The sequence below is a fragment of the Psychrobacter immobilis genome (assembly GCF_904846175.1).
Lineage (GTDB): Bacteria > Pseudomonadota > Gammaproteobacteria > Pseudomonadales > Moraxellaceae > Psychrobacter > Psychrobacter immobilis_E.
On the sequence record NZ_CAJGZM010000001.1, the window covers coordinates 431870 to 454805 of the forward strand.

Annotated in this window: 19 protein-coding genes; 7 read left to right on the plus strand and 12 right to left on the minus strand. The window is 42.4% G+C overall.

The features are described from left to right. Window positions 1-110 precede the first annotated feature (110 nt). The 5 genes from JMW39_RS13290 to JMW39_RS01780 form a co-directional block, all read right to left on the minus strand. The gene (locus tag JMW39_RS13290; protein ID WP_201543213.1) at window positions 111-1154 is read right to left on the minus strand and encodes a transferrin-binding protein-like solute binding protein; all 1044 of its coding nucleotides are present in this window, start codon (window positions 1152-1154) and stop codon (window positions 111-113) included. Between the two features lie 149 nt (window positions 1155-1303). After that, on the minus strand, window positions 1304-2689 hold the full coding sequence (locus JMW39_RS01765) for a hypothetical protein (RefSeq protein WP_201543215.1): 1386 nt from the start codon (window positions 2687-2689) through the stop codon (window positions 1304-1306). 482 nt (window positions 2690-3171) lie between these two features. Beyond that, window positions 3172-4680: an outer membrane protein transport protein gene (locus JMW39_RS01770; protein WP_201543217.1), complete on the minus strand. Its 1509-nt coding sequence runs from the start codon at window positions 4678-4680 to the stop codon at window positions 3172-3174. Between the two features lie 395 nt (window positions 4681-5075). After that, complete coding sequence (locus JMW39_RS01775) at window positions 5076-6455, minus strand: outer membrane protein transport protein (protein WP_201543219.1); 1380 nt, start codon at window positions 6453-6455, stop codon at window positions 5076-5078. Window positions 6456-6688: 233 nt separating this feature from the next. Then, window positions 6689-6970, minus strand: coding sequence for a SlyX family protein (locus JMW39_RS01780; RefSeq protein WP_201543221.1), 282 nt, complete (start codon window positions 6968-6970; stop codon window positions 6689-6691). A gap of 189 nt (window positions 6971-7159) precedes the next feature. Here JMW39_RS01780 and JMW39_RS01785 point away from each other — a divergent pair, with 189 nt between their 5' ends. The 6 genes from JMW39_RS01785 to JMW39_RS01810 all read left to right on the plus strand — a co-directional run bounded on the left by JMW39_RS01785 (window position 7160) and on the right by JMW39_RS01810 (window position 13481). Continuing rightward, the gene (locus JMW39_RS01785) at window positions 7160-9103 is read left to right on the plus strand and encodes an ATP-binding cassette domain-containing protein (RefSeq protein ID WP_201543229.1); all 1944 of its coding nucleotides are present in this window, start codon (window positions 7160-7162) and stop codon (window positions 9101-9103) included. A 473-nt stretch (window positions 9104-9576) separates the two neighbouring features. Then, entirely contained in the window at window positions 9577-10161 is a 585-nt protein-coding gene (gene petA / locus JMW39_RS01790; protein ID WP_201543231.1) for a ubiquinol-cytochrome c reductase iron-sulfur subunit, read from the plus strand. Window positions 10162-10168: 7 nt separating this feature from the next. Next, window positions 10169-11389, plus strand: a complete 1221-nt coding sequence (locus tag JMW39_RS01795; RefSeq protein ID WP_413786212.1) for a cytochrome b — start codon at window positions 10169-10171, stop codon at window positions 11387-11389. Then, window positions 11389-12102, plus strand: a complete 714-nt coding sequence (locus tag JMW39_RS01800; protein WP_201543233.1) for a cytochrome c1 — start codon at window positions 11389-11391, stop codon at window positions 12100-12102. The genes JMW39_RS01795 and JMW39_RS01800 overlap by 1 nt, the downstream gene beginning before the upstream one ends. A gap of 192 nt (window positions 12103-12294) precedes the next feature. Continuing rightward, window positions 12295-12909, plus strand: coding sequence for a glutathione S-transferase N-terminal domain-containing protein (locus JMW39_RS01805; RefSeq protein ID WP_201543235.1), 615 nt, complete (start codon window positions 12295-12297; stop codon window positions 12907-12909). 128 nt (window positions 12910-13037) lie between these two features. Beyond that, the gene (locus tag JMW39_RS01810; RefSeq protein WP_201543237.1) at window positions 13038-13481 is read left to right on the plus strand and encodes a ClpXP protease specificity-enhancing factor; all 444 of its coding nucleotides are present in this window, start codon (window positions 13038-13040) and stop codon (window positions 13479-13481) included. A 126-nt stretch (window positions 13482-13607) separates the two neighbouring features. On the opposite strand, the gene dcd is transcribed toward JMW39_RS01810, so the two are convergent. From dcd to JMW39_RS01845, 7 genes are all read right to left on the minus strand, one after another. Further along, window positions 13608-14183: a dCTP deaminase gene (dcd, locus tag JMW39_RS01815; protein ID WP_011513914.1), complete on the minus strand. Its 576-nt coding sequence runs from the start codon at window positions 14181-14183 to the stop codon at window positions 13608-13610. A gap of 191 nt (window positions 14184-14374) precedes the next feature. After that, a complete protein-coding gene (locus tag JMW39_RS01820) occupies window positions 14375-15505 on the minus strand; it encodes a DUF2804 domain-containing protein (RefSeq protein WP_201543239.1) in 1131 nt (376 codons plus the stop codon). A gap of 153 nt (window positions 15506-15658) precedes the next feature. Beyond that, window positions 15659-16879 carry an iron-sulfur cluster carrier protein ApbC gene (gene apbC / locus JMW39_RS01825; protein ID WP_201543241.1) on the minus strand — a complete coding sequence of 407 codons (1221 nt, stop codon included), beginning with the start codon at window positions 16877-16879 and terminating at the stop codon, window positions 15659-15661. 247 nt (window positions 16880-17126) lie between these two features. Beyond that, a complete protein-coding gene (mgtE, locus tag JMW39_RS01830; RefSeq protein ID WP_201543243.1) occupies window positions 17127-18476 on the minus strand; it encodes a magnesium transporter in 1350 nt (449 codons plus the stop codon). 156 nt (window positions 18477-18632) lie between these two features. Next, window positions 18633-19433 carry a 3-hydroxybutyrate dehydrogenase gene (locus JMW39_RS01835; protein WP_201543245.1) on the minus strand — a complete coding sequence of 267 codons (801 nt, stop codon included), beginning with the start codon at window positions 19431-19433 and terminating at the stop codon, window positions 18633-18635. A 69-nt stretch (window positions 19434-19502) separates the two neighbouring features. Then, the gene (locus JMW39_RS01840; protein WP_201543247.1) at window positions 19503-20132 is read right to left on the minus strand and encodes a CoA transferase subunit B; all 630 of its coding nucleotides are present in this window, start codon (window positions 20130-20132) and stop codon (window positions 19503-19505) included. A 92-nt stretch (window positions 20133-20224) separates the two neighbouring features. Next, complete coding sequence (locus tag JMW39_RS01845) at window positions 20225-20938, minus strand: CoA transferase subunit A (protein WP_149489806.1); 714 nt, start codon at window positions 20936-20938, stop codon at window positions 20225-20227. A 312-nt stretch (window positions 20939-21250) separates the two neighbouring features. Between JMW39_RS01845 and JMW39_RS01850 the strand changes: the two genes are divergently transcribed. Beyond that, window positions 21251-22666: a GntP family permease gene (locus tag JMW39_RS01850; RefSeq protein WP_201543249.1), complete on the plus strand. Its 1416-nt coding sequence runs from the start codon at window positions 21251-21253 to the stop codon at window positions 22664-22666. The last annotated feature ends 270 nt before the right edge of the window (window positions 22667-22936 follow it).

Consider the following 22936-nt stretch of genomic DNA (forward strand, 5'->3'; position numbering starts at 1 on the left):
AATTGATAGTAAATGATACATGTATATAGTTACTGGCAATCAATATTACATGCGAGCGATAAAAAAGCGCTATAGAGCGCTTTTTTATTAATTCATACGGTTATATGGCTTTATTTCTTTTCAGCTCCAAAGGTACCTTGTGCATTATTACCTGAGAATATACCTCCTAGGTATTTAGCATTATCACCGTAAAAAGCACCTTCAGTAGCATAGCCGCCTTTTTCACCTGAAAACTCACTACCGCTGATAGTACCAGATATACCAATATTACTAGCTTGACTGAACGTTAAAGTACCATCAATTTTTTTGGCAGCAAAATCAGCTGTAAACACAGAACTACCGTACTCGATAGCCTTATCCAAACCGATTGCTCGATAAGTTGCATCACCACCATATGATACACTGCCTTCTGTAGGTAAAGTGAGTGTTTTATTACCATATACTGCTACACCATTTACTGGAAGTTTGGCACCTCCGAATTCAGCAGATAACGTAGCGTCACCATCAATATGACCGATACGCATCTGAGTACCAAAGTCTTTATATACTGAGCTATAAGCTAGAGGTAGCTCACCTAATGAAGTCGGGATTACAACGCTATCATCATGCCGTTTAAAACCGTTTGAAGTACTGGAATCACTACCTCCTGACGTTGTAACTGTGACTTTAGGTAACAAACTTCCAGATGCTAAATCTGCTCTTGCTACTAAACTATTTGAGTTAATATCAAAATCACGAGTTGTTATTTTAAACACGGTCCCTGGTAACGCAGCAGAAGCATCGATATTTAGAGCCTGTGCACCTTTCTTAATAGCTTCAGAGCCAGATTGATAGGTAGGCGTAGGCGTAGGCGTTGGCGTTGGCGTTGGCGTTGGCGTTGGCGTAGGCGTAGGCGTAGGCGTTGGCGTTGGCGTTGGCGTTGGCGTAGGCGTTGGCGTAGGCGTTGGCGTAGGCGTTGGCGTAGGCGTTGGCGTAGGCGTTGGCGTTGGCGTTGGACTACCGTCAAATATATCGCCAAGATTATATGAATTATTGTTATCACTTCCACAGGCAGATAACATAATGACGGTAATCAGTACCACACTAGCTTTTAGAGGGGTATTGAAAGATTTTAACGACGAACTATTAAGACTTGAATGATTATTAGAAAACATTCTTATTCCTCCATGAATATTTAAATGATATTTCTTTGCAACATAGTAGAAAATTAATTTTAACTTTTAAATTTCAACTTTTAAAAAGCTTATCCCGTTTATTAGATAAGCTTTTTAATTCTATCCAATATGATATTTATTAGAATAAGTTATTGACTCTGATATGAAAGCTTTACACCAGCGATGTAACCGTCATTGTCTTCAGCTTTACTAACGATACTACCATTAGGTAATTGTCCTGTAGCGTCACCAAATTTAAGATATTTGCCACCAACCGATACTGCCCATTCAGGTGTTACGTTATATTTGACACCGCCACCAATACTATAAAAACCTTCAATAGTACCCAGTGAGCTCACAGGGTCGCCCGCACCAGAATCATAACCAACAACGACTGAGCCAGCCAGCTTTTCATTAAAACGTTTGGCTAAACCAACATCAACTTTCCATTGGTCTTTTTCGTAAGATAATAATGGAAGCCCTTCTGGCGCTGCAGCTTTAGAGTAAGCGTTATAAAGAGGCGGTACAATACTAAAATCACTCCAAGGTACCCAGCGTACATCTAAGGTACCTAATAACTGATACTTTGCGCTAAGACCAGTTTCAATATTTAGGTTCACTGATTCAGGCGTAGTAACACTAGCCTCAGTCGTTGCATATTGACCAATAGACTTACCAAGCTCAGAGTTTGGATCAATTCCAAGCTTACCTAATGCGACACCTTTTAGAGGTGAACCTAATAAAGGTACTCTTTCTGCTATATCAGCTTTATGCTCAATCTCAGAGCGATAAGTTAAGGCTGCTTTTAACGCTATTTCAGGTTTACTATAAGCAAGACCTGCTACCCAACCATAGTCCGTATCTGCATTGACATTCGCATCATATCCTGTCAGAGGACCATATGCTTGACCGCGCAGATGCACATCCGCTTTAGCTTTTTGCATAACGGGGCCACCATATACTTGGAAGCCATTAGACTTAAAGCCCAATAAACCGGTCCAAGTTTCTGTATGAACGCTTACATTGGTGTTTTTATTATAATCAGGATCTAAAACTGAGGAGTTAATCAGTTCATTTGGAACAGAAGTACCAGTAGACGAATCAGCGATTGTCTGTTTTCCTGCTTTAGATACGAACGTACTATCACCTGAGTACTCTACTTCTGCACCAAATGGTTCATCGTAAAATACACCAATACTGATATTGTCGTTGATATCAGTTTTGACACCGTAACGCATAAAGCTATAGGAATCTGGAGTAGCGTTTCCGGTTGATACGCCTTTTTCGTATGCTGCTTCCGTGGAAGTAATACCATTACGAATCTCTCCAGTTGGAGTGACGATAGCACCCGCATTATCATGAGCAGACACATCGGTATCGATATAAGCAAAATCAACTTCTGCATAAGTACCAGGATTAAAGAAACCTTTGATATCTTGACCCGAACGATCAAGACCAGCCGCTTGCGTAAGCGAGGCAGCAGATAAGGCAAATAAAGCTAAAGCAAGCTTAGAGATAGGGAATTTTTGAGACACTTAACATCCTCCATGAATAAAATAACTGGCAAATAGCTCAATTACTTAGGCAATCTATATAAGTAATCGAAGCTGATGCGGTGCAATCCTTTGCCAAACGACTTTGAACTAATTTTTTAGAAGTAACAAACGATTACTCGATATTACTTTTTCTAGCTATCAGACATTACAGCTATGTAAGATAACGTAACCGATTTAAGTATCATAATTAAAGTTGAGTCTTATAGCAACTCTCTTTTTTAAATTTAAACGAATAGATTTAATTTTATAGTGTATCCACTAAAAAATACAAAGCCATTGACGATGCTTAAAGCTATGTAATTATTACATTATTATTAGAAATTTATGCGTTGTAGTTATAGATTTTAATAGTTCTTTACACCTAATACTCAATATAAAGTTCTAAAAAAAAGCAAAGCAGCCTATATGGCTGCTTTGCTTTTACGAACATTAATCCTCTCAGTTATTGATAGAGAGTATAGTTATTTACCTTGATAAGACAACTTCACACCAACAATATATCCATCATTGTCTTGGAAATCACCAACAATTTGTTGTGTTGGTAATTGACCTTTAGCATCACCGAACCATAAGTATTTACCACCGGCTGATACAGCCCACTCAGGGGTGACATTATACTTAGCGCCCAAACCAACACTATAGTATCCATCAATCGGACCTAATGATGTCGTTGGATCGCCTGAACCACTATCCCAACCAACCGTACCACTTAGCGCCAAAGCAGGCATGATACGTTTAGCCAGACCAAGCTCTACCTGCCATTGATCATCACTATATTCTACTAAAGCTAAGCCATCTGGACCGTATGCAGGGTTATTTTTACTAACGGCATTATATAATGGCGGTACGATAGAAAAATCACCCCAAGGTACCCAGCGTACTTTTGCCGTGGCTAATGTCGTAGGATTAATACCCGTTTGAAAATCAAAGTTTACTGATTTTGGCGTGGTGATTTCCATATTATTGGTTTGGGTAGCTGCCGCTGGATTACCCGCTAAAAGACCTGCTAATGGATATGTTTCAGTGATGTCCATGCTATGGTCAATCTCTGAGCGATACGTCAAAGCTGCTTTTAAAGCGATTTCAGGTTTGCTATATGCCACACCCGCTAGCCAGCCGTAATCTTGGTCTGGGCTAATATGGGAAGTGTAGCCTGTAGCAGGTCCGTATGCACTACCACGTAGCTTTACATCAGCCTGAACGCGCTGAGCGACTGGACCACCGTAAATTTGGAAGTTTTTATTTGCACCAAGCTTCATACCCATTATGGCAGTGATATTCTCAGAGCGAACCTCAACTTTAGTACCTTCAGTATTAGCAAGTTGACTAGCTGCATAGCCATTCAGCCCTTGTAGTGGAGCCAATTGTGCTTCCCCAGCTGCGATTTGTGCTTTCCCGCCTACAATCTGTGGGCGTAAAGTAGCTTCAAGTGCGGGATTTGCTGCAATGGCTGCTTCAGCCTGTCTAACTTGTTCTCTACCAGCTGCGAGCTGTTGTTGAGCACCTTTAACATAGGTATCTAAACCTTGAGCGGTAGTGACTCCCGGTAACTTTCCAGCTAATTGTGAGGCAATCAATCCATCAATCGCAGCCGTTGGCGCACCGACAAAATTGCTATCGCCATTATAAGCCGCTGCTGCGCCAAAAGGTTCATCGTATAAAATACCAACACTAAAGGTATCATTGATATCGGTTTTTACACCATAACGGAAAAAGTCGTAAGACTCAGCAACATCACCCGTACTCTTACCTTGAACATAACCGGCGTCATCAGTGGCAACGCGTTGATTATCATAACCACTAACATCAGCATCGATATAGGTATAGACAGCTTCGGCATAAGTGCCATCTTGTAAGAATGCTGTGACATCCTGACCTGAACGATCGAGACCTGCCGCATTGGTCATGCTGGCGACAGAAAGAGTAGCTATCGCTACGGCAAGAGTTTTTAAATGAAAAGTAGCGCGCATTGTATATCTCCAAACATCCTCGTTGTTTAATCGTTGTAATAATTGATATTTAGCATTGTTACGCGAAATATAAGATTATGTAAACGATGTCCTGAAATGAATAGTAATGACTTTTTGACACTAAAACAACAATTAAAACGCTTTATTTCTTGTTGATGACTGAGCAGTACAAAACGTTAAATCTCTTTTACAAACAATAGTTTACTTAATATACAATCATTAATTTATAATCGATATCACTGGCAAACTTAAATCGGAAATTAAAGATTTTCATTTTTCAGTTAAAAGGTATTTATTATTACACTCTCTTTATTTTAAACATAAAAAAACGACCCATTTAAGGTCGTTTTTTTATGTTTAAAATATAATTTATATAAATATTAGCAATTTCCAGTTTACTTAGCTTGGTAAGACAGCTTCACACCAAGCGCGAAACCATCATTGTCTTCAAAGTTACTAACGACGGCTTTAGTTGGAATTTGACCTTTAGCATCGCCGAACCATAGGTATTTACCACCAGCAGAAATAGCCCAGTTTTCAGTGAAGTTATATTTTGCACCCAGACCAGCGCTGTAGTAACCTTCGATAGGTCCTAGTGACGTGACTGGATTGCCAGCACCACTATCCCAACCAACAGTACCTGTCACTGCCAACGCGGGTGTTAAACGTTTGGCTAAGCCTAATTCTACTAACCATTGGTCCTCATCATAACTGACTAAAGCTAAACCTTCAGGATACTGCACTTTACTCACTTCTGTATAAACAGGGGGTACGATTGCAAAGTCGCTCCATGGTACCCAGCGTACTTTTGCTGTCGCTAAAGTCGTTGGATTAATTCCTGTTTGAAAATCAAAGTTTACAGATTTTGGAGTAGTGATATCTATCTCACCAGCTTTTTCAATACTGGCTGCAGGATAGCTTTCAAATATTGGTAGAGTATGATCAATTTCTGAGCGATACGTCAGGGCAGCCTGTAGGGCAATTTCTGGCTTACTATAAGATACACCTGCTAGCCAGCCATAATCCTGATCTGAGCTAATATGAGCGGTATAGCCAGTCGCAGCGCTATATGCAAGCCCACGCAGTTTTACGTCTGCTTGTACTTGTTGAGCAACCGGACCGCCATAAACTTGGAAATTTTTATTTTCGCCAAACTTCATACCAAGAATTGCAGTGATATTTTCAGTACGAACTTCAACGTTGGTTCCTTCGCCTTTGCTATTAAATTCTGCTTGTGCAGCAGCCACAGCTGGCGCCAATGCTTTATACTGTGCTTGCTCTGTAGGCGTTAATTCAATTTTATTTTCAATTTTATACTTAATTTCACCGACTGTTTTAGCCGTTGATGCAAAATCCTTAATTTTTCCACCTGATACAGCATTGATAGTAGCATTGCGATCACCTTGAGCAACAAAATTATTGTCACCACTATAGTCAGCAGCAGCACCAAAAGGCTCATCATATAAAACACCAACGCTGAAAGTATCGTTGATATCGGCTTTTACACCATAACGGAAGAAGTCATAAGACTCCGCGATATCATCAATTTTATTGCCTTGCTGATAAGCGTTTTTATCACTACCAACATAAGCGTTATCATAACCACTGACATCAGCGTCTAGATAAGTATAAACAGTTTCGGCATAGGTGCCATCTTGCAAAAATGCCGTGATATCTTGACCTGAACGATCAAGACCTGCGGCACTAGCGATACTAGCTACAGAAAGAGCAGCCAAAGCTACCGTAAGAGTCTTTAGATTGAAATTTGCGCCCATTGTGTATCTCCAAACATCCACATTGTTTTACCGCTACACCGAACTTTGTTAGGTAGACAGTATCTAAGGTGAAGGATACTAATGTTTTTTTTACATTAAGACAACCTGAAAACACATTATTTCTCTAATATGACTGAATAGTCATCAGACAGTATATTTATACAAAAATGTGCATATAAATCTATAATAAATAGTAGTTATTATTTCTCGCTTGATCCCGAGTACTCTAGTACTTAATAATGTGGCGGTCTATCTGCCATAACATCAAACGGCGCCACACCGCCCTCCGTATCTTGGCTTTGAACTTGCTTATAGATAAACTGCACTTGACGCTGCAGGGTCTGGATATCTTTGTCTTGGCGCGTAATAACCTCATCAAGCCGCTCTACCGTAACTTCAAGGTGAGAGAGGTTCATCTGTAATTCAATGACCTGTGCCTGTAAATCTGCTTGATTATCTGACAGCTCAGCTTGACGATTAGAGGCGTTTTTTTCTATCGAATTTGGTTCATTCATATTTTTCTCAATATTAGATAATATAGTTATGGTCTTTATCAAATATCAGACACAACCATTTAAAGTAGACTTTATAAAATAGTGTTTATAAAGGCATTTACGCATACTACAGTTAGGTGGCAGCATGTTATACTGCTGGGAATTTTGCAACAACCCCTACCTCACTATTATATAAGCTTAAGATATTCTATGGCATTGATACATTTAAAAGATATTCACTTAGCCTTTGGCGTCGCTCCTGTCCTTGATGGTATTGATTTTGCTATCGATGCAGGTGAGCGCGTGTGTTTAATTGGCCGTAATGGCGAAGGCAAATCTACTTTATTTAAACTGATTAATGGCACATTATTGCCTGATAGCGGCGAAGTTATTATTAATAACAGTGTACGCGTCGCGATGCTTGAGCAGGATGTGCCCGAGACCAGCGGTCGTATCTTGGACATCGTTATGGGCGGTAGCAAACGCACTGCCGAGCTACTGATCAACTATAATGCCCAAACTGATTTGTGTGCCAATGGCGATATGGATGCCTGTGAGCGTATGGCGGACTTGCAGCATGATATTGATGCAGTACATGGTTGGGATTTAGAGCGCGAAGCGACGCGCCTAATTACTACTATGGGACTAGATCCAGAAGATGATTTGTCTTCACTCTCTGGTGGTCGTAAGCGCCGTGTTTTATTAGCGCGCTCTTTAGTGACTAAACCTGATGTCCTACTCCTAGATGAGCCAACCAACCATTTAGACGTTGATAGTATTGAATGGCTTGAGCGTTTCTTACTCGATTGGCAAGGATTAACCTTGTTATTCGTCACCCATGATAGAGCATTCGTTAATAAACTATCCACTCGCATCATTGAGCTTGATCGTGGTCAATTAACTAGCTATGACGTCACTCAAGGTGAAGGTGGCTATGCACGCTATCAAGAGTTAAAAGAGCTACAACTGTTAGCTGAAGAAAAGAACAATGCTAACTTTGATAAAAAACTGGCGCAAGAAGAAGTGTGGATTCGTCAAGGTATTAAAGCACGCCGTACCCGTAACGAAGGTCGTGTCCGTGACTTAAAAGCCTTACGTGAAGAACGTGGTGAGCGCCGTGAACAAGTGGGTAATGTCAACATTACCATGGGTCAAGGCGAGAAAAGCGGCAAGCTGGTCTGTAAAGTTAAAAATCTACATCTACAGTATGATGACCATGTATTGGTCGATAACTTTAGCACCACTATCATGCGTGGTGATAAAATCGGTATCGTTGGTCCGAATGGCGCGGGTAAAACCACGCTTATTAAAGCCCTACTCGATATGTCTGACGATGATGTGATCAAAACTGGTAGTGTTGAGCTTGGTACTAACTTAAAAATCGCATTTTTTGATCAGCTGCGTGATCAGTTAGATCTTGAAGCCAGTGTGGCGCATAACGTCTCAGAAGGTTCAGACTTCGTTGAAGTCGGTGGCCGTAAAACGCACATTATGAGCTATCTGCAAGATTTCTTATTTGCGCCAGAACGTGCCCGTACGCCTGTTAAAGCGTTATCAGGTGGTGAACGTAATCGTGTACTTCTTGCTAAGCAGCTATTAAAACCTGCCAACATTCTCGTACTCGATGAGCCAACCAACGACTTGGATATGGCAACCCTTGAGCTATTAGAAGAATCGGTCGCAAGCTTTGGCGGTACGATTTTACTCATTAGCCATGACCGCTCATTTATGGATAACGTCGTCACCTCTACTTGGGTGTTTGATACGGATGAAGATGGCAAAGGAACCGTCAGTGAGTATGTCGGTGGCTATCAAGAGTATTTGGTACAAAAAACTCGTGAAGAAGCTTCGAAAGCAGCTAAAACTTCTAGTAATAATACGGCTAATAGCAAATCTACTAATAAGTCAGCGACAGCTGTAAAACCTAATAATGCCGCTAAAAAGCTCAACTTTAACGACCAGCGCGAACTTGATAATTTACCAAAAGAAATCGCCGCGTTAGAAGCTGAGCAAACGCAACTACAAGAGAAGCTGGCTGACGGTTCGTGGTTTACAAAAGATATTGACGCCGCTACCGCTGCCAGTGAGCGTTTATTGGTCATCGAAGATGAGATGATGACTAAGCTTGAGCGCTGGCATACCCTTGAGAGTTAGTAGGTAGTATTTAAAAGCTGGTATGAAACATAGGATTATTTATTACTTCTCTACTCTAGCGTATATAGAAATCGCTACCGTTAGAGTGGTAATAAATAGCTTATGCTTATTTACAAGGGTGTGATGTGCTGAAAGTTAGTGAACATTGTCTTGATTTCAAGTATCATTCCCTATTGCTGAATACCCTTATTAATTATAAGGTCATCATTTATAACAGCCTTGCTAGTACAAAGACCTATGTTAAACATTGATAATTAAGGTTTTTTATACCTTTTATCTTGTTTAACCATCTGTTGTGCCCTATCAAGGTTGCTTTATTTTTAACACAATAATTTATTTTATGACCAAAATAGCTTAGAATAGCAACAATTAGTAAAATTAGGCACAGCTAACGTGGCTTGATAATTGTAATTTTTCTAAGCCACAAACCCAGTGTGGGATAATCCCATTTCATTCACCTGGAGGAAGTATTAATGAGCCATGCCGAAGGCGTTAATGTACAACGTCGTAGAGTTCTGATTGCCTCGACTGCCGTAATTGGTGCAGCTGGGGTAGCTGCTGTGGCAACACCTTTTGTCCGCTCTTGGACCCCAAGTGCTAAAGCTGAAGCTGCTGGTGCGGCGGTGACCCAAGATATTGGTTCTATCGAAGCAGGACAAATGATTGTCGTTAAATATCGCGGCAAACCTATCTTTGTGGTTAAGCGCACTGAAGAGATGCTCACCACACTTGATTCTGTAAAGTCGTTATTGTCTGACCCCGATTCTGATGCATCTTTGCAACCTGAATACTGTAAAAATCCTGAGCGTTCTATCTCACCAGAAATACTGGTCGTAGAAGGCGTTTGTACGCATTTAGGCTGTGCACCAAACTATCGTCCTGATGTTGGCGCTGCTGACTTAGGTGGTAATGATTGGTATGGTGGATTTTTCTGCCCCTGTCATGGCTCTAAATACGACTTATCAGGTCGTGTTTATAGTGGTGTCCCTGCGCCGCTTAACTTACCCATCCCAGATTACAACATGGATGGTACCATCTTGACGATTGGGGAGGCTTAATATGAGCATGGGTAAAAAATTAATGCATTGGGTGGACGCGCGCTTTCCTGCGACCGAAACCTATGAATATCACATGTCAAAGTACTATGCACCAAAGAACTTTAACTTTTGGTACTTCTTTGGTGTGTTATCAATGGTGGTATTGGTCAACCAGTTAGTGACTGGTATTTGGCTAACGATGATGTACAACCCAAGTGCCGAAGGGGCATTTGCGTCTGTTGAATATATCATGCGTGATGTCAAAGGTGGCTGGCTCATCCGTTATATGCACTCGACTGGGGCGTCTGCGTTCTTCGTCGTCGTATATTTGCATATGTTCCGCGCCTTGCTATACGGTTCATACCAAAAACCACGTGAGCTTATTTGGCTCATCGGTATGGGTATTTACCTAGCATTGATGGCAGAAGGTTTCTTCGGTTACCTACTTCCTTGGGGCAACATGTCATTCTGGGGTGCACAGGTTATCTTAAACCTACCTGCTGCTCTACCTGTGATTGGCGATGGTCTTGCTGAATGGGTACGTGGTGATTATATTATCTCAGGTATCACGCTAAACCGCTTCTTTGCTTTGCATGTCGTCGCTATTCCACTGGTACTTGTGGGCTTAGTCTTTATGCATCTAGTCGCACTGCATCATGTTGGTTCAAACAACCCTGATGGTATTGATATTAAGAAGCTAAAAGATAAAAATGGTGTGCCATTAGATGGTATCGAATTCCATCCGTACTACACTGTGCATGATATGGTTGGTATTGTGGTCTTCTTTATCTTGTTCTTTGCAGTGGTATTCTTCTTCCCAGAAGGCGGCGGTTTCTTCCTTGAGCCACCAAACTTTGAGACAGCGAACTCACTAAAAACACCTGCACATATTGCGCCAGTATGGTACTACACGCCTTTCTACGCCATTTTACGAGCCGTTCCTAATAAGCTTGGTGGTGTTATTGCAATGGGCGGTGCGATTGCATTCTTGTTCTTAATTCCATGGCTAGACAGATCACCTGTACGTTCTATACGTTATAAAGGTATTTTGTCGAAAATTGCATTGACTGTGTTTGCGATTAGCTTTGTGGTCTTGGGTTATTTGGGTGCGACACCGGCCTCACCAACAGCAACCATTATGGCGCGTATATTCACTGTATTGTATTTCTTATTTTTCTTATTGATGCCGTTCTACACTGCTATTGAGAAGTGTAAACAGCCACCAGAACGCGTTACCGGAGGTCACTAATGAACACGCTAATTAAATCCCTAGCTGGTCTAGGCTTAGGCGCGGCATTGACCTTGACTGCTGGCACAACAAGCGCAGCAGGTGGTGGATGTGGTACTTTTACCAATGCAGATGGTGTGGTTGAACACTTAGCTTGTAGTACAGCTCCTATTGATTTTACCAATAAGGGTTCGCTACAAAATGGTGCGAAAATCTTTATGAACTACTGTGCTGGTTGTCATTCTGCCCAGTACGTTCGTCACTCGCGCATTGCTAAAGATTTAGAGATACCACCTGAGTTGGTCGAGAAGTATTTGATGGTGACTACGGATCAAATCGGTGAGCACATCAATGCTGAGATTGACCCTGAAGTACAAGCGTCATGGTTTGGCGCGGCACCTCCAGACCTGTCTCTTGAGACCCGTCTGCGCGGTGATGACTGGGTATATACTTACTTATTGTCTTTCTATGAAGATCCAAGTCGTCCTTGGGGTGCTAATAACTTAGTGCTTGCAAACGCTGCTATGCCTCACGTCTTGCATAATATGCAAGAAACCTTGAGTGAAGAAGAGTTTGAATCTGAGGTTGGTGACTTGGTTAACTTTATGGCGTGGATGGCTGAGCCTGTTCGTCATGACCGTAAAGTGATTGGTTTCTTTGTGATTTTATTCTTATTAGTACTACTAATTCCAGTTTATTTATTAAATAAAGAATTCTGGAAAGACGTAAAATAATTAAGCAATAAAAGCCAAGATTTTATCTAAAAAAAGCACTACTTCGGTAGTGCTTTTTTATGTTTGAAAAGATTATCAAGCGGCAAATTAACTGTTAAGTGGTCGCCCTACGTGCAATGTTTACGTACGCTGCCTTGATAAACGGAGCGACATTGTTTACGATAACAGGCTTTACTAATACATTAGGCTTTCATGATTGATGCGAATGACATTCCAAGTAGTCAGCTGATTTTATACGCTGATGATGGCTACGACAGTCATGTGGTGCGCCTATTGCTTGAAGAAAAAAAACTGGCTTATTACTTGTCATGTTTGCATTCTGAACGTCCCGAAGATTTAACAGAGCTTAATCCTTATCATACTCTACCTGTTTTACAGCAGCGTGAAATTGCGTTGTATGAGATTAACGTTATCTTTGAATATCTTGAAGAACGTTATCATGCCAATAAGCTCTTACCCGACACGCCGCAAGAGCGTGCACAGTTTCGCCAGTTGGCCTGGCGTATCCAGCGCGATTGGCTGGTACTCGGTAAGCGTCTATTGATGCATCCAGACAGTTTTAATAAAGCCCAAGCTGCTATGGCAAAAAAACAGCTGAGCGATTCACTAATTACTATATCACCACTGTTTGCGCATAAGCCTTATTTTATGGCAGATGAGTTTGGTTGGTGTGATGTGCTGTTAGCGCCTCTGCTATGGCGTTTGGAAGAAATGGGTATTGAGCTACCGCGTGCTATTAGCAGGCCCCTATTTGACTATCAAAAACGTATCTTTGAGCGTGATAGCTTTCAAAAAAGTGTGCGTTAATGAGACAACCGTCTACTGCTACCTTAAAATAGAAGAATGCTAAAATGTGAGCAATTATTCTATAAATCCCCCTTTGTCGCTAAAATTTTTTAATCATTATTTAATATCATGAGTATAGGAAACCAACAATGAGCGAAGAAACCACCTCTATTACCCCAACCCGTCCTTATATGGTGCGCGCGCTATATCAATGGATAGAAGATAATGCACTGACCCCTTACCTGATGGTCGATGCGACTGCTGACAATGTACAAATTCCAAGGGAACATGTACAGGATGGGCGTATTGTGCTCAATATCGCTAGCCGTGCAACCGGTAATATGAGTATGGAAAATGATTATATTCATTTTAGTGCGCGCTTTGGTGGCGTCTCCCAAGAGATTTGGGTACCATTGACGGCGGTAATGGGCATCTATGCCAAAGAAAATTCACAAGGTATGTTTTTTGATCCTAATGAATATGATGACTATGAACCTGAAGATGATGCCGTTGCGAGTAGCAGCTCTAAAACAAACATTGTAGTTCCTAAGCCTAAGCGCGACAATAAAGCTGGTTTAAAAGTCTTAAAATAAGATTAGTATTAAGAATAGTACAAACAAAAAAAGCTGGTCGTATTCAATACGTCCAGCTTTCTCGTTTTTGGTCTACAAGGCTCTGCGTTTAAACTATTAAGTTCTTCGCGCTTAAGTTCTTGACCATTATGTTCTTGGTAGCGTCACACCGCGTTGGCCTTGGTATTTACCACCGCGATCTTTGTAACTAGTCTCGCAGACATCATCAGCATCACTTTGGAAAAACAGCATTTGTGCGACGCCTTCGCCTGCATAAATACGCGCTGGTAAATTGGTGGTATTACTAAACTCTAACGTCACATGCCCTTCCCACTCAGGCTCAAGTGGCGTGACGTTGACGATGATACCGCAGCGCGCGTAGGTTGATTTACCTAAGCAAATCGTCAATACATCACGTGGAATGCGGAAATACTCCATCGTACGCGCCAATGCAAACGAGTTTGGCGGAATGATGCATTCGTCACCGATAACATCAATAAAGCTTTTTTCATCAAAGTTTTTAGGATCTACAATCACTGAATGGACATTAGTAAAGACTTTAAACTCAGGGGCGCAGCGTACATCATAACCATAGCTTGACGTACCATAGCTAACCAAACGCTCACCTGCATCATTAAAACGTACTTGACCCGCTTCAAACGGCTCAATCATGCCGTGTTCTTCGGCCATTTTACGAATCCAGCGGTCAGATTTGATAGACATTGTTATTCCTTAGCAGATATATAATAAAACTTATAATATGAATGGTATTTTGATAGCGACGATTATACGGAATTGGCGGCTGAATTTATAGAGCAGTGGCGACTTTAAAATAAAGCATACTATTAAGGGTTAAGCGTCAGTTAAACGTCTTGCTGATTTTTTGTTCTCATTAATTAGCTACGCTCCCTACACTACCATTTAGCAAAATGATCTTCTGCTAAGCCCATTACCTTATCAAGCTTAATCACTTCATCTCCTAGCCGTATCTCACCACTATAAAAACCAAGCCATTGCTCAAAGATACTGGCAAGCACGCCGAAGTTGTCAGTCTTTTTATAGACAGTGATAGGCGTAAAGGTTAAATCAATATCAACCTTGCTCCAACCTAGATTTTGATGATAAATACGCCAAGTCTTCTGCGCGGCTGCATCCAAATCTTGACGTATAAACATCACAGGCGGCAAATACACTATCTGACCATCAAGCCAGCACGCATTTTCACTGGCTCCGGTTTCATTGACACCCATTGATAAGTTCAATGTAAAATGACGCCCATCGGGTAAATAGCTGTTGATACACGTCCAAAACCAGTTGGTCTCTCGGCGCATGTAGCCGAGCGTCCAATCTAGATTGGCAATAGTGGTGTCAGTAAAGTCTATTTGCTTAGCTTTAGCATCGGGAGAATTAGGAATATGAGTAGCATCAGCGTTAAATCTTGAATTATTTTTAATATGTAAATGCCCAGATACAGCGGTTAATGGCTCTTTTTGAGTGAACGTCCAGCCTCGTCTGCCCGTTGGTGTACAGATAGCTAATGGCTGTGACTGCCTTGCTAAGGTTGCATTAAGCGCAAGGTTTTGACTATCTAGCACAACGTTAATCTGCGAAGGCGTAAAGTCTAAATTAACGGTTAGTTTGGAATGAGTAAATGCCATTTGACCTTGGTAGCAATCGCCTTCTAATAGCGTCTGCCGAGTGAAAGGCTGCAAGGCTTCGCAAACCTCTAGCTCATTAGTTTCATCATTATAAAGATAAACGAAGGCACTGGTCGCAAGTTTAATCGTCGCCAGTGCTAGGCAAACTCGATACGGCGGCTGGATAATTTGGATAAAACAGAATTGGTTGGCTTTTAACTCTTTACGCCAATTTGGCAGCGCTTTTTGCGATATAAGATGACTATGATAGTCAAGATAGTTGATGCTCTTTACATGAGCAAATACGCCAAAATTAGGCTGACCATTTTGAATAAGCTGGTCAAGGTCAACTGGTTTTAAGAGGTTAGATGGGTATTGTTCATTTTGTTCGCTGTCATATCTATTCATCTTTGCGGCATCCTAGCCAAGTTTATACCAAGAGTTAAGGTGTTTATTATGTAATGGCTATCGTTTGCTACTACTTTCTTATAATAGCAAACAATAGCTCACTAAACATTAAAACGCTGCGGCTCCTAGTATCTTAGCAGTAAAGCTTAGCCACTAAAAAATACGCTTATCATCAACAGGTTTGGCAAACTTATTGATATTGGCTTCGATATTTTTAGCAATGCTTAAATAATACGGCGCAAATTCATCATCCACCAACACGCTCGGCTCACCTTTATCTACTTGGGCGCGAATACCGCTAGCAAGCGGCAACTGCCCTAATAGTGGCACATGGTATTGCTCGGCGATTTTTTCACCGCCGCCCGTACCAAAGATAGCCTCGGTATGATGACAGTTGCTACACGTATGCAATGCCATGTTTTCAACCACACCAAGTACCGGAATATTGGTTTTATTAAACATCTCGATGCCTTTTTGTGCATCAAGTAAGGCAATATGCTGCGGCGTCGTCACAATCACCGCGCCTGTCACCGGAATGCGCTGCGCTAAGGTCAGCTGGATATCGCCAGTACCAGGCGGCATATCAATGACTAAATAATCTAGCTGCGGCCAATTGGTCTGGTTATAAAGCTGCATCAAGGCACCAGTGGCTTTTGGTCCGCGCCACGCCACAGGCGTATTATCGCCATCGAGCAAGCTACCTATCGATAGCATTGCCAGACCATGTGCATCGATAGGAACAAACTGCTCATTTTCCAGCTCAGGTTTTACCTTATCCATGCCCAGCATCGTCGGCATACTCGGGCCATATATATCAGCGTCTAGCACGCCAACACGATTGCCTAACTTCTGTAATGCCAAGGCTATATTGACTGTCGTCGTTGATTTACCCACACCGCCCTTGCCTGACGCTACCACGATAATATGACGAATACGTGGATGCGCTGCAAGTGACGCTTGGGTAGGAGCTGCCTTGGTAATCGGTGGTTCGCTGTTGGTATTTGCGTGGTCGCTAGACTTGGATTGACTTGCCATGGCATCTGTGGTTTTTGGCATTTGCTTCGGTAAGGTTGATCCTGCGCCTTTGGCTGGTGCCGGTAAACGGACATTCATATGAATGGTTTTAATACCATGCGGATGCAGCAATTGTCCAAGCTCTTGTTGGATGGTTTCAGGGTTACTGTCTTGTGGCAAGCGCAAGTCTAAAGTAAGCTCTTCACCGTTGCGCTCAAGCCCCGTTACCATGGTGGCAATGCTAATCGTGCCTACTTCATAGCCGAGCAGCACCTTATCCACGGCACTATCGCGTTCTGCCTGCTGCTGCGGGGTTTCAGTTTTTATGGTCGGTTTATTTTTCTTCATAAAGTTAAACATAGCTACCGTTACTGCCTATACAAGTGGGTGGGCATGGTAAAAAACTCAGTTCATACTGTTGCAAATAGGCTAAATCACATTGGCCACGAGCTCTTTAACAAAACCTTTTATCGTGACAGTGTAGCTCAATTGCAAGTATAAAAAAACCACAACGCCAATAGGATGAAGCGTTGTACCACTCATCTATCCTACCGCCTATTATTTCCAATGATTGGTGTTAATAAGTGCTGTCTTTATATTCACCTTATTAAATGGCTAAGAATCGTGAGGCAATGAATAAATAAATCAGTACGCCTGCCGCATCACATACCGAGGTAATCAAGGGTGCACTAGCCGTGGCAGGGTCAAAACCTAGTTTATTGAGCACAAAGGGCAAACTCATGCCAATCACACAACCAATCATGACCACCGACATCATACTCAGGGCCAACACTAGTGATACAACCGCATCACCGCGCACATAGCCGATAAGCGCGATAGCAACGGCCATCGTAGCACCAAGCATAAGCGCAACTAAAGCTTCGCGACCGAGCAGTGAAAACCAGTCGCGCATGACCACATCGCCTGTCGCTAGCGCCCTCACCATCAAGGTTGCAGACTGAGAGCCGGCGTTACCACCACTATCAACCAGCAAAGGTAAGAAAAACACCAATACCAGATTGGCCGCAATGACATCTTCAAAATTTGAGATACTAAGCCCTGAGAGTAAATTTCCAAATACTAAAAATACCAACCAAAATACCCGCTTACGGTATAACATGCGAATGCTGACGTCTTTTAACTTACCTACCATGGTCGAGACACCGCCCGACTTATGAAAATCGTCGGTGGCTTCATCACTGGCGACATCCATGGCATCATCATGGGTGACGATACCGACTAAAGCACCACTGGCATCAGTAATCGGCAAGGCAATTAAGTCATAGCGAGCAACGGTTTTGGCGACATCTTCTTGATCATCGTTTACATCACAAGATATGACCGAGCGCACCATAATGTCATTAATCAGCTGCTCTGGCGATGCTAAAATAAGTACTCTTAATGACACGACACCTAACAGCTTACGGACATCATCGATGACATAAGCATGGTAAATAGTCTCGGCATCGGGTGCTTCTAGTCTAAGAGCGTCTAGGGCTTCAGCAACAGTCATCTCGGCAGCTAATGTCGCATAATCAGACGTCATCAACGCGCCAGCAGTGCCTTCTTCATAAGCGGATAAACGGCGAATATCTTCACGTTTTGCCTGTGCAAGTGCTGGCAGCAATGCATCTCGCTGTTCCTGATTCAGGCGCTTATATAAGTCGGTACGCTCATCAGACGGCATCTCCCCGACTATCTTCGCTAAAACAGCTCGTGGAAATACGTAAGCGAGTGCAACCTGGATATCCGCGTCTAAATAGGCAAATATCGTCGAGCGATTGGGCAGATGCTCTAGTAGCTGCCAAGCAAGTTTGGATTCAATCATCGCCAGCACATCAGCAACATCAATAGGTCGTAGCGCTTTCACCTCATCAATCGCTTGCTCAAACTGCTGCTGCTCGATAGCACGGCTTAATTTTGCAGCAAAGGTCAACGCTAAGTCTTCATTATTCATTATTTTTACTCCGTGCAGCGCAACATTATGCAACAGGCGCTCATAAAAAAGAGCCAATATAATTGGCTCAAGTTAACATAGAATCAAATCCTAATGGATTGGTCTTTTATTAGCAAGCTAATGATTCTTAAACCAATCAAACAACCAGCAGACCAGTTAATTCATAAACCAACCATGACTGGCAACGATAGATTGACCGGTGAATACATTACTTGGGAAAGCTGCTAAGAATAATGCCAATTGGGCAATATCATCAACGGTCGTAAATTCTTTGTCAACGGTATTGACCAACATGATGTCATTCACTACCGATTCTTCACTGATGCCTTTTTCAACTGCTTGTTGCGGGATTTGTTTTTCGACCAACGGGGTTTTCACAAACCCTGGGCAAATCACATGCGCGCGTACATTATGCTCAGCCCCTTCTTTTGCCAGCACACGGCACAGTCCAAGTAGTCCGTGTTTGGCGGTCACATAAGGCGCTTTAAATAATGACGCTTCATGCGAATGTACTGAGCCCATATAGATGACGGTACCGCCTTTATCGCCTTTATACATATGTTGTACAGCAGCTCTGGTGGTCAAAAATGCCCCATCTAAATGGATAGCGAGCATTTTCTTCCAGTCATCAAATGCCATCTTATGAATCGGGTCAATGATTTGAATACCGGCATTGGAGACAAGAATATCTATACCGCCAAAGGTATCCACTAACTGCTGCACGCCATCGTTTACGGCATCCTCTGAAGTCACATCCATGGCAATTGCAAGTGCGCGGCCGCCAGCGGCTTCGATAGCAGCCACCGTTTGCTGTGCGGCTGCAAGATTAACATCAGCAATACCAACTGCAGCGCCTGCCTTGGCATAAGTCTCAGCGATGTCACGTCCAATGCCACTGGCAGCGCCAGTGACTAACGCCACCTTGCCGGTCAAATCTTGTTGTAATGTGGTTGCCATATTTTATAGTCCATTATAAATAGGTTTTTTTGGATGCCTGTCTCAAATATGCGTATTTATTAAACAGGTTTACTGAGCAATGCTTACTGGCGTTTTTTCTTGTAGCTCATCAAAGCTAACGCCATCTGCCAGCTCAACCAGTTTCAATCCATTGTCTGTGACATCTAATACGGCAAGTTCGGTGATAATACGATCAACCACCCCTTTACCCGTTAATGGCAGCTCGCAGTTGGCAAGGATTTTTGGCTCGCCATGTTTATTAACTTGTTCCATGAGCACAATCACCCGTTGCACGCCTGCAACCAAGTCCATCGCGCCGCCCATGCCTTTAACCATTTTTTTGGGAATCATCCAGTTTGCCAAATCTCCTTTTTCTGACACTTCCATCGCACCTAGTATTGCAAGATTGACATGACCGCCACGAATCATCGCAAATGACTCTGAGCTACTAAAGTAACTGGCGCCCGGCTCTGCGGTTACGGTTTGCTTGCCAGCATTAATCAAATCAGCGTCGACATTATCTGCGGTTGGAAACTCGCCAATACCTAATAAACCATTTTCTGATTGCAACCAAACATCCACATCTTCAGGAATATAGTTGGCGACTAGGGTTGGTAGACCAATACCTAGGTTGACATAATAACCGTCTTGTAGCTCTTGTGCGGCACGCTGTGCCATCTGTTCTCTTGTCCATGCCATGGTGATTTCCTTATTGTTACGATATTTTATTTTTAAAATACTTTATTATCATTGCTCTAAGTATTTAATAATTATGTTGATAAACTCTTTATCTAAGCACCTTCAACGGCTTTAGTGGTCGTCTTCTCAATACGCTTTTCAGGATTGCTGTTTAAGACGATACGCTGCACAAAGATACCCGGCAGATGCACTTCATCCGGATCGAAGGTGCCAGTTTCTACGATTTCTTCAACTTCGACAATGGTAATCTTGCCTGCCATGGCGCAATCTGGGTTGAAGTTACGCGCAGTCTTATTAAATATTAAGTTACCCGCTTTATCTGCTTTTTGCGCTTTGATTAATGCCACATCAGCACGTAATGAGTGCTCAAGTACATAGGTGCGTCCATCAAAATCACGCGTCTCTTTACCCTCAGCCACTTGCGTGCCGACGCCCGTCGCCGTATAAAACGCTGGAATACCTGCGCCACCTGATCGTAGCTTTTCTGCCAATGTTCCTTGCGGCGTCAGCTCAACTTCTAACTCACCTGCTAAATATTGACGTTCAAACTCTTTGTTTTCACCGACATACGATGAGATCATTTTTTTAATTTGGCGGGTCTGTAATAGCAGACCTAAACCAAACTCATCAACGCCTGCGTTGTTACTGATGCAAGTCAAATCCTTAACCCCACTATCACGTAACGCTTCGATGAGCGCTTCAGGGATACCGCACAGACCAAAACCGCCGATAGCGAGTGTTTGTCCATCACTAACGATACCTTTTAACGCCTCTTCGGCACTGCTATATACTTTTGAGCGACTCATGCTTATCTCCTTGCACGTCTAGTTTTTGTTATTAATATCCATCATCAATTGAAATTATAATAATACAATTTCTATCGATATATTAGGTATAGCGCTTATACTAACTTAACATATTATTCTGGTAGCGAGAAGAGAATAACCGTAAGAACTTACCGGCCAGCGCAGTATCTCAGTACATACTAAATCGCTACGGCATCAGTCTAGATTTATGTTTAATAAAATATCATCCATCCTATATTTTGATTAATTTTATTGACCCATGTCAATATGCCCTGCATACTCGGGGCTTGAACTTTGCCAAGGAGGGCGATCATGATGAGCACATTTGCTATTGTCATCACTTTATTACTATTGATGTTTTTTGCTTATCGCGGCTATTCGGTGCTGATTTTAGCACCGATTATGGCGATATTAGCCGTATTACTTTCAGGTGATTTTTTAAGTAGTATTCCCGCCTACACCGATGTATTTATGGGGGCGCTAAGCGGATTCTTACTGAAGTTCTTCCCTATTTTCTTATTGGGTGCGCTATTTGGGCGTTTGATGGCTGACTCTGGCGCAGCGACAGCGATTGCCAATACCGTGGTCGAAAAGCTCGGTGCCAGTAAAGCCGTTTTAGCGGTTATCTTGGTTTGTGCCATCTTAACTTATGGTGGCGTTTCGTTATTTGTCGTGGCATTTGCTATTTATCCAATTGCCAAAGATTTGTTTAAAGCCGCGGATATTCCTAAGCGCTTGATTCCAGCAGCGATTGCGTTAGGTTCATTCACCTTTACCATGACAGCGTTACCAGGCACGCCAGCCATTCAGAATGCCATTCCGATTCCCTACTATAATACCAATGTGTTTGCGGCGCCTATTTTAGGTGTTATCGGTGGTACGATCATGTTTATCTGTGGCTGGTTATGGTTGCAGTCACGGGCTAGAAAAGCCAATGCAGCAGGAGAAGGCTATGGTCAGCATGACGAAGAAGATTTAGGGGGCGTTGGTGCCGTTAAGAAAGAATCTGAGACACTGAGTACGCATCACACGTCATTTACCGTGGCTATGATTCCTCTGGTATTGGTCATCGCCCTAAACGCTTTATTAACTTATGCGATTTTCCCCTCGCTCGATTTTAGTGGCTTACAAACTCAATTTCCTGACTTAAATATCGCAGGCTCACTTGGTCTATGGTCAATTATCATCTCATTGGTCGTTGCTTGTACCGTGCTCATTGTACTGCGTATTGGTCATTGGAAAAATCTACAAAAAACCATTAACCGTGGCACTTATGATTCGATGTTACCGATTTTCAATACCGCATCAGAAGTTGGTTATGGGGCGGTTATTGCCTCGCTAGCAGGCTTTCTTATCATTCGTGACAGTATCTTAAACCTAACACCAGGCAACCCCCTCATCTCAGAAGCCGTCGCGATGACCACGCTGGCGGGTATCACTGGCTCATCGTCTGGTGGTTTGAGTATTGCGCTATCGACGTTGGGTGAAGACTATTTAAGAATGGCCGTCGCCGCTGGTATTGATCCAGAACTGATGCACCGTGTTGCCGTGATGGCAGCAGGTGGTTTGGATACCTTGCCACACAGTGGTGCGGTCATTACCTTACTGGCGATTTGTGGTTTGACCCATAAGCAGTCGTATCTAAACGTCGCCATGGTCACAATAATCATTCCACTCATCGCTGTGGTCGCTGTTATTATTTTAGGCACGATGTTTGGTTCTTTTTAAGAAATATCTAGGTGTTCAGGAAAGACTCTAGCTATCAAATAAACATACCTTTTATCAAACCCACTTAGCCAATCGCTTGGTGGGTTTTTTATGGTCACATTATTATCAACCTATCTAAATAAAATCAATTATTTATACCTAATGAGTGAATAACAATCTATATGTGATATAGAGTTAATTACCATATGAGTTACCGTATTAATTACTGAGGAATGTCACAAATTCAGCCGAATTACGGTATCATAGGCACACTTTTTTAATTTTTCGCTT

Coding starts and splice junctions, on each gene's coding strand:
- JMW39_RS13290 (WP_201543213.1), bottom strand. CDS start 1,154: ATGTTTTCTAATAATCATTCAAGTCTTAATAGTTCGTCGTTAAAATCT.
- JMW39_RS01770 (WP_201543217.1), bottom strand. CDS start 4,680: ATGCGCGCTACTTTTCATTTAAAAACTCTTGCCGTAGCGATAGCTACT.
- JMW39_RS01775 (WP_201543219.1), bottom strand. CDS start 6,455: ATGGGCGCAAATTTCAATCTAAAGACTCTTACGGTAGCTTTGGCTGCT.
- JMW39_RS01780 (WP_201543221.1), bottom strand. CDS start 6,970: ATGAATGAACCAAATTCGATAGAAAAAAACGCCTCTAATCGTCAAGCT.
- JMW39_RS01785 (WP_201543229.1), top strand. CDS start 7,160: ATGGCATTGATACATTTAAAAGATATTCACTTAGCCTTTGGCGTCGCT.
- petA (WP_201543231.1), top strand. CDS start 9,577: ATGAGCCATGCCGAAGGCGTTAATGTACAACGTCGTAGAGTTCTGATT.
- JMW39_RS01795 (WP_413786212.1), top strand. CDS start 10,169: ATGGGTAAAAAATTAATGCATTGGGTGGACGCGCGCTTTCCTGCGACC.
- JMW39_RS01800 (WP_201543233.1), top strand. CDS start 11,389: ATGAACACGCTAATTAAATCCCTAGCTGGTCTAGGCTTAGGCGCGGCA.
- JMW39_RS01805 (WP_201543235.1), top strand. CDS start 12,295: ATGATTGATGCGAATGACATTCCAAGTAGTCAGCTGATTTTATACGCT.
- JMW39_RS01810 (WP_201543237.1), top strand. CDS start 13,038: ATGAGCGAAGAAACCACCTCTATTACCCCAACCCGTCCTTATATGGTG.
- dcd (WP_011513914.1), bottom strand. CDS start 14,183: ATGTCTATCAAATCTGACCGCTGGATTCGTAAAATGGCCGAAGAACAC.
- JMW39_RS01820 (WP_201543239.1), bottom strand. CDS start 15,505: ATGAATAGATATGACAGCGAACAAAATGAACAATACCCATCTAACCTC.
- apbC (WP_201543241.1), bottom strand. CDS start 16,879: ATGTTTAACTTTATGAAGAAAAATAAACCGACCATAAAAACTGAAACC.
- mgtE (WP_201543243.1), bottom strand. CDS start 18,476: ATGAATAATGAAGACTTAGCGTTGACCTTTGCTGCAAAATTAAGCCGT.
- JMW39_RS01835 (WP_201543245.1), bottom strand. CDS start 19,433: ATGGCAACCACATTACAACAAGATTTGACCGGCAAGGTGGCGTTAGTC.
- JMW39_RS01840 (WP_201543247.1), bottom strand. CDS start 20,132: ATGGCATGGACAAGAGAACAGATGGCACAGCGTGCCGCACAAGAGCTA.
- JMW39_RS01845 (WP_149489806.1), bottom strand. CDS start 20,938: ATGAGTCGCTCAAAAGTATATAGCAGTGCCGAAGAGGCGTTAAAAGGT.
- JMW39_RS01850 (WP_201543249.1), top strand. CDS start 21,251: ATGATGAGCACATTTGCTATTGTCATCACTTTATTACTATTGATGTTT.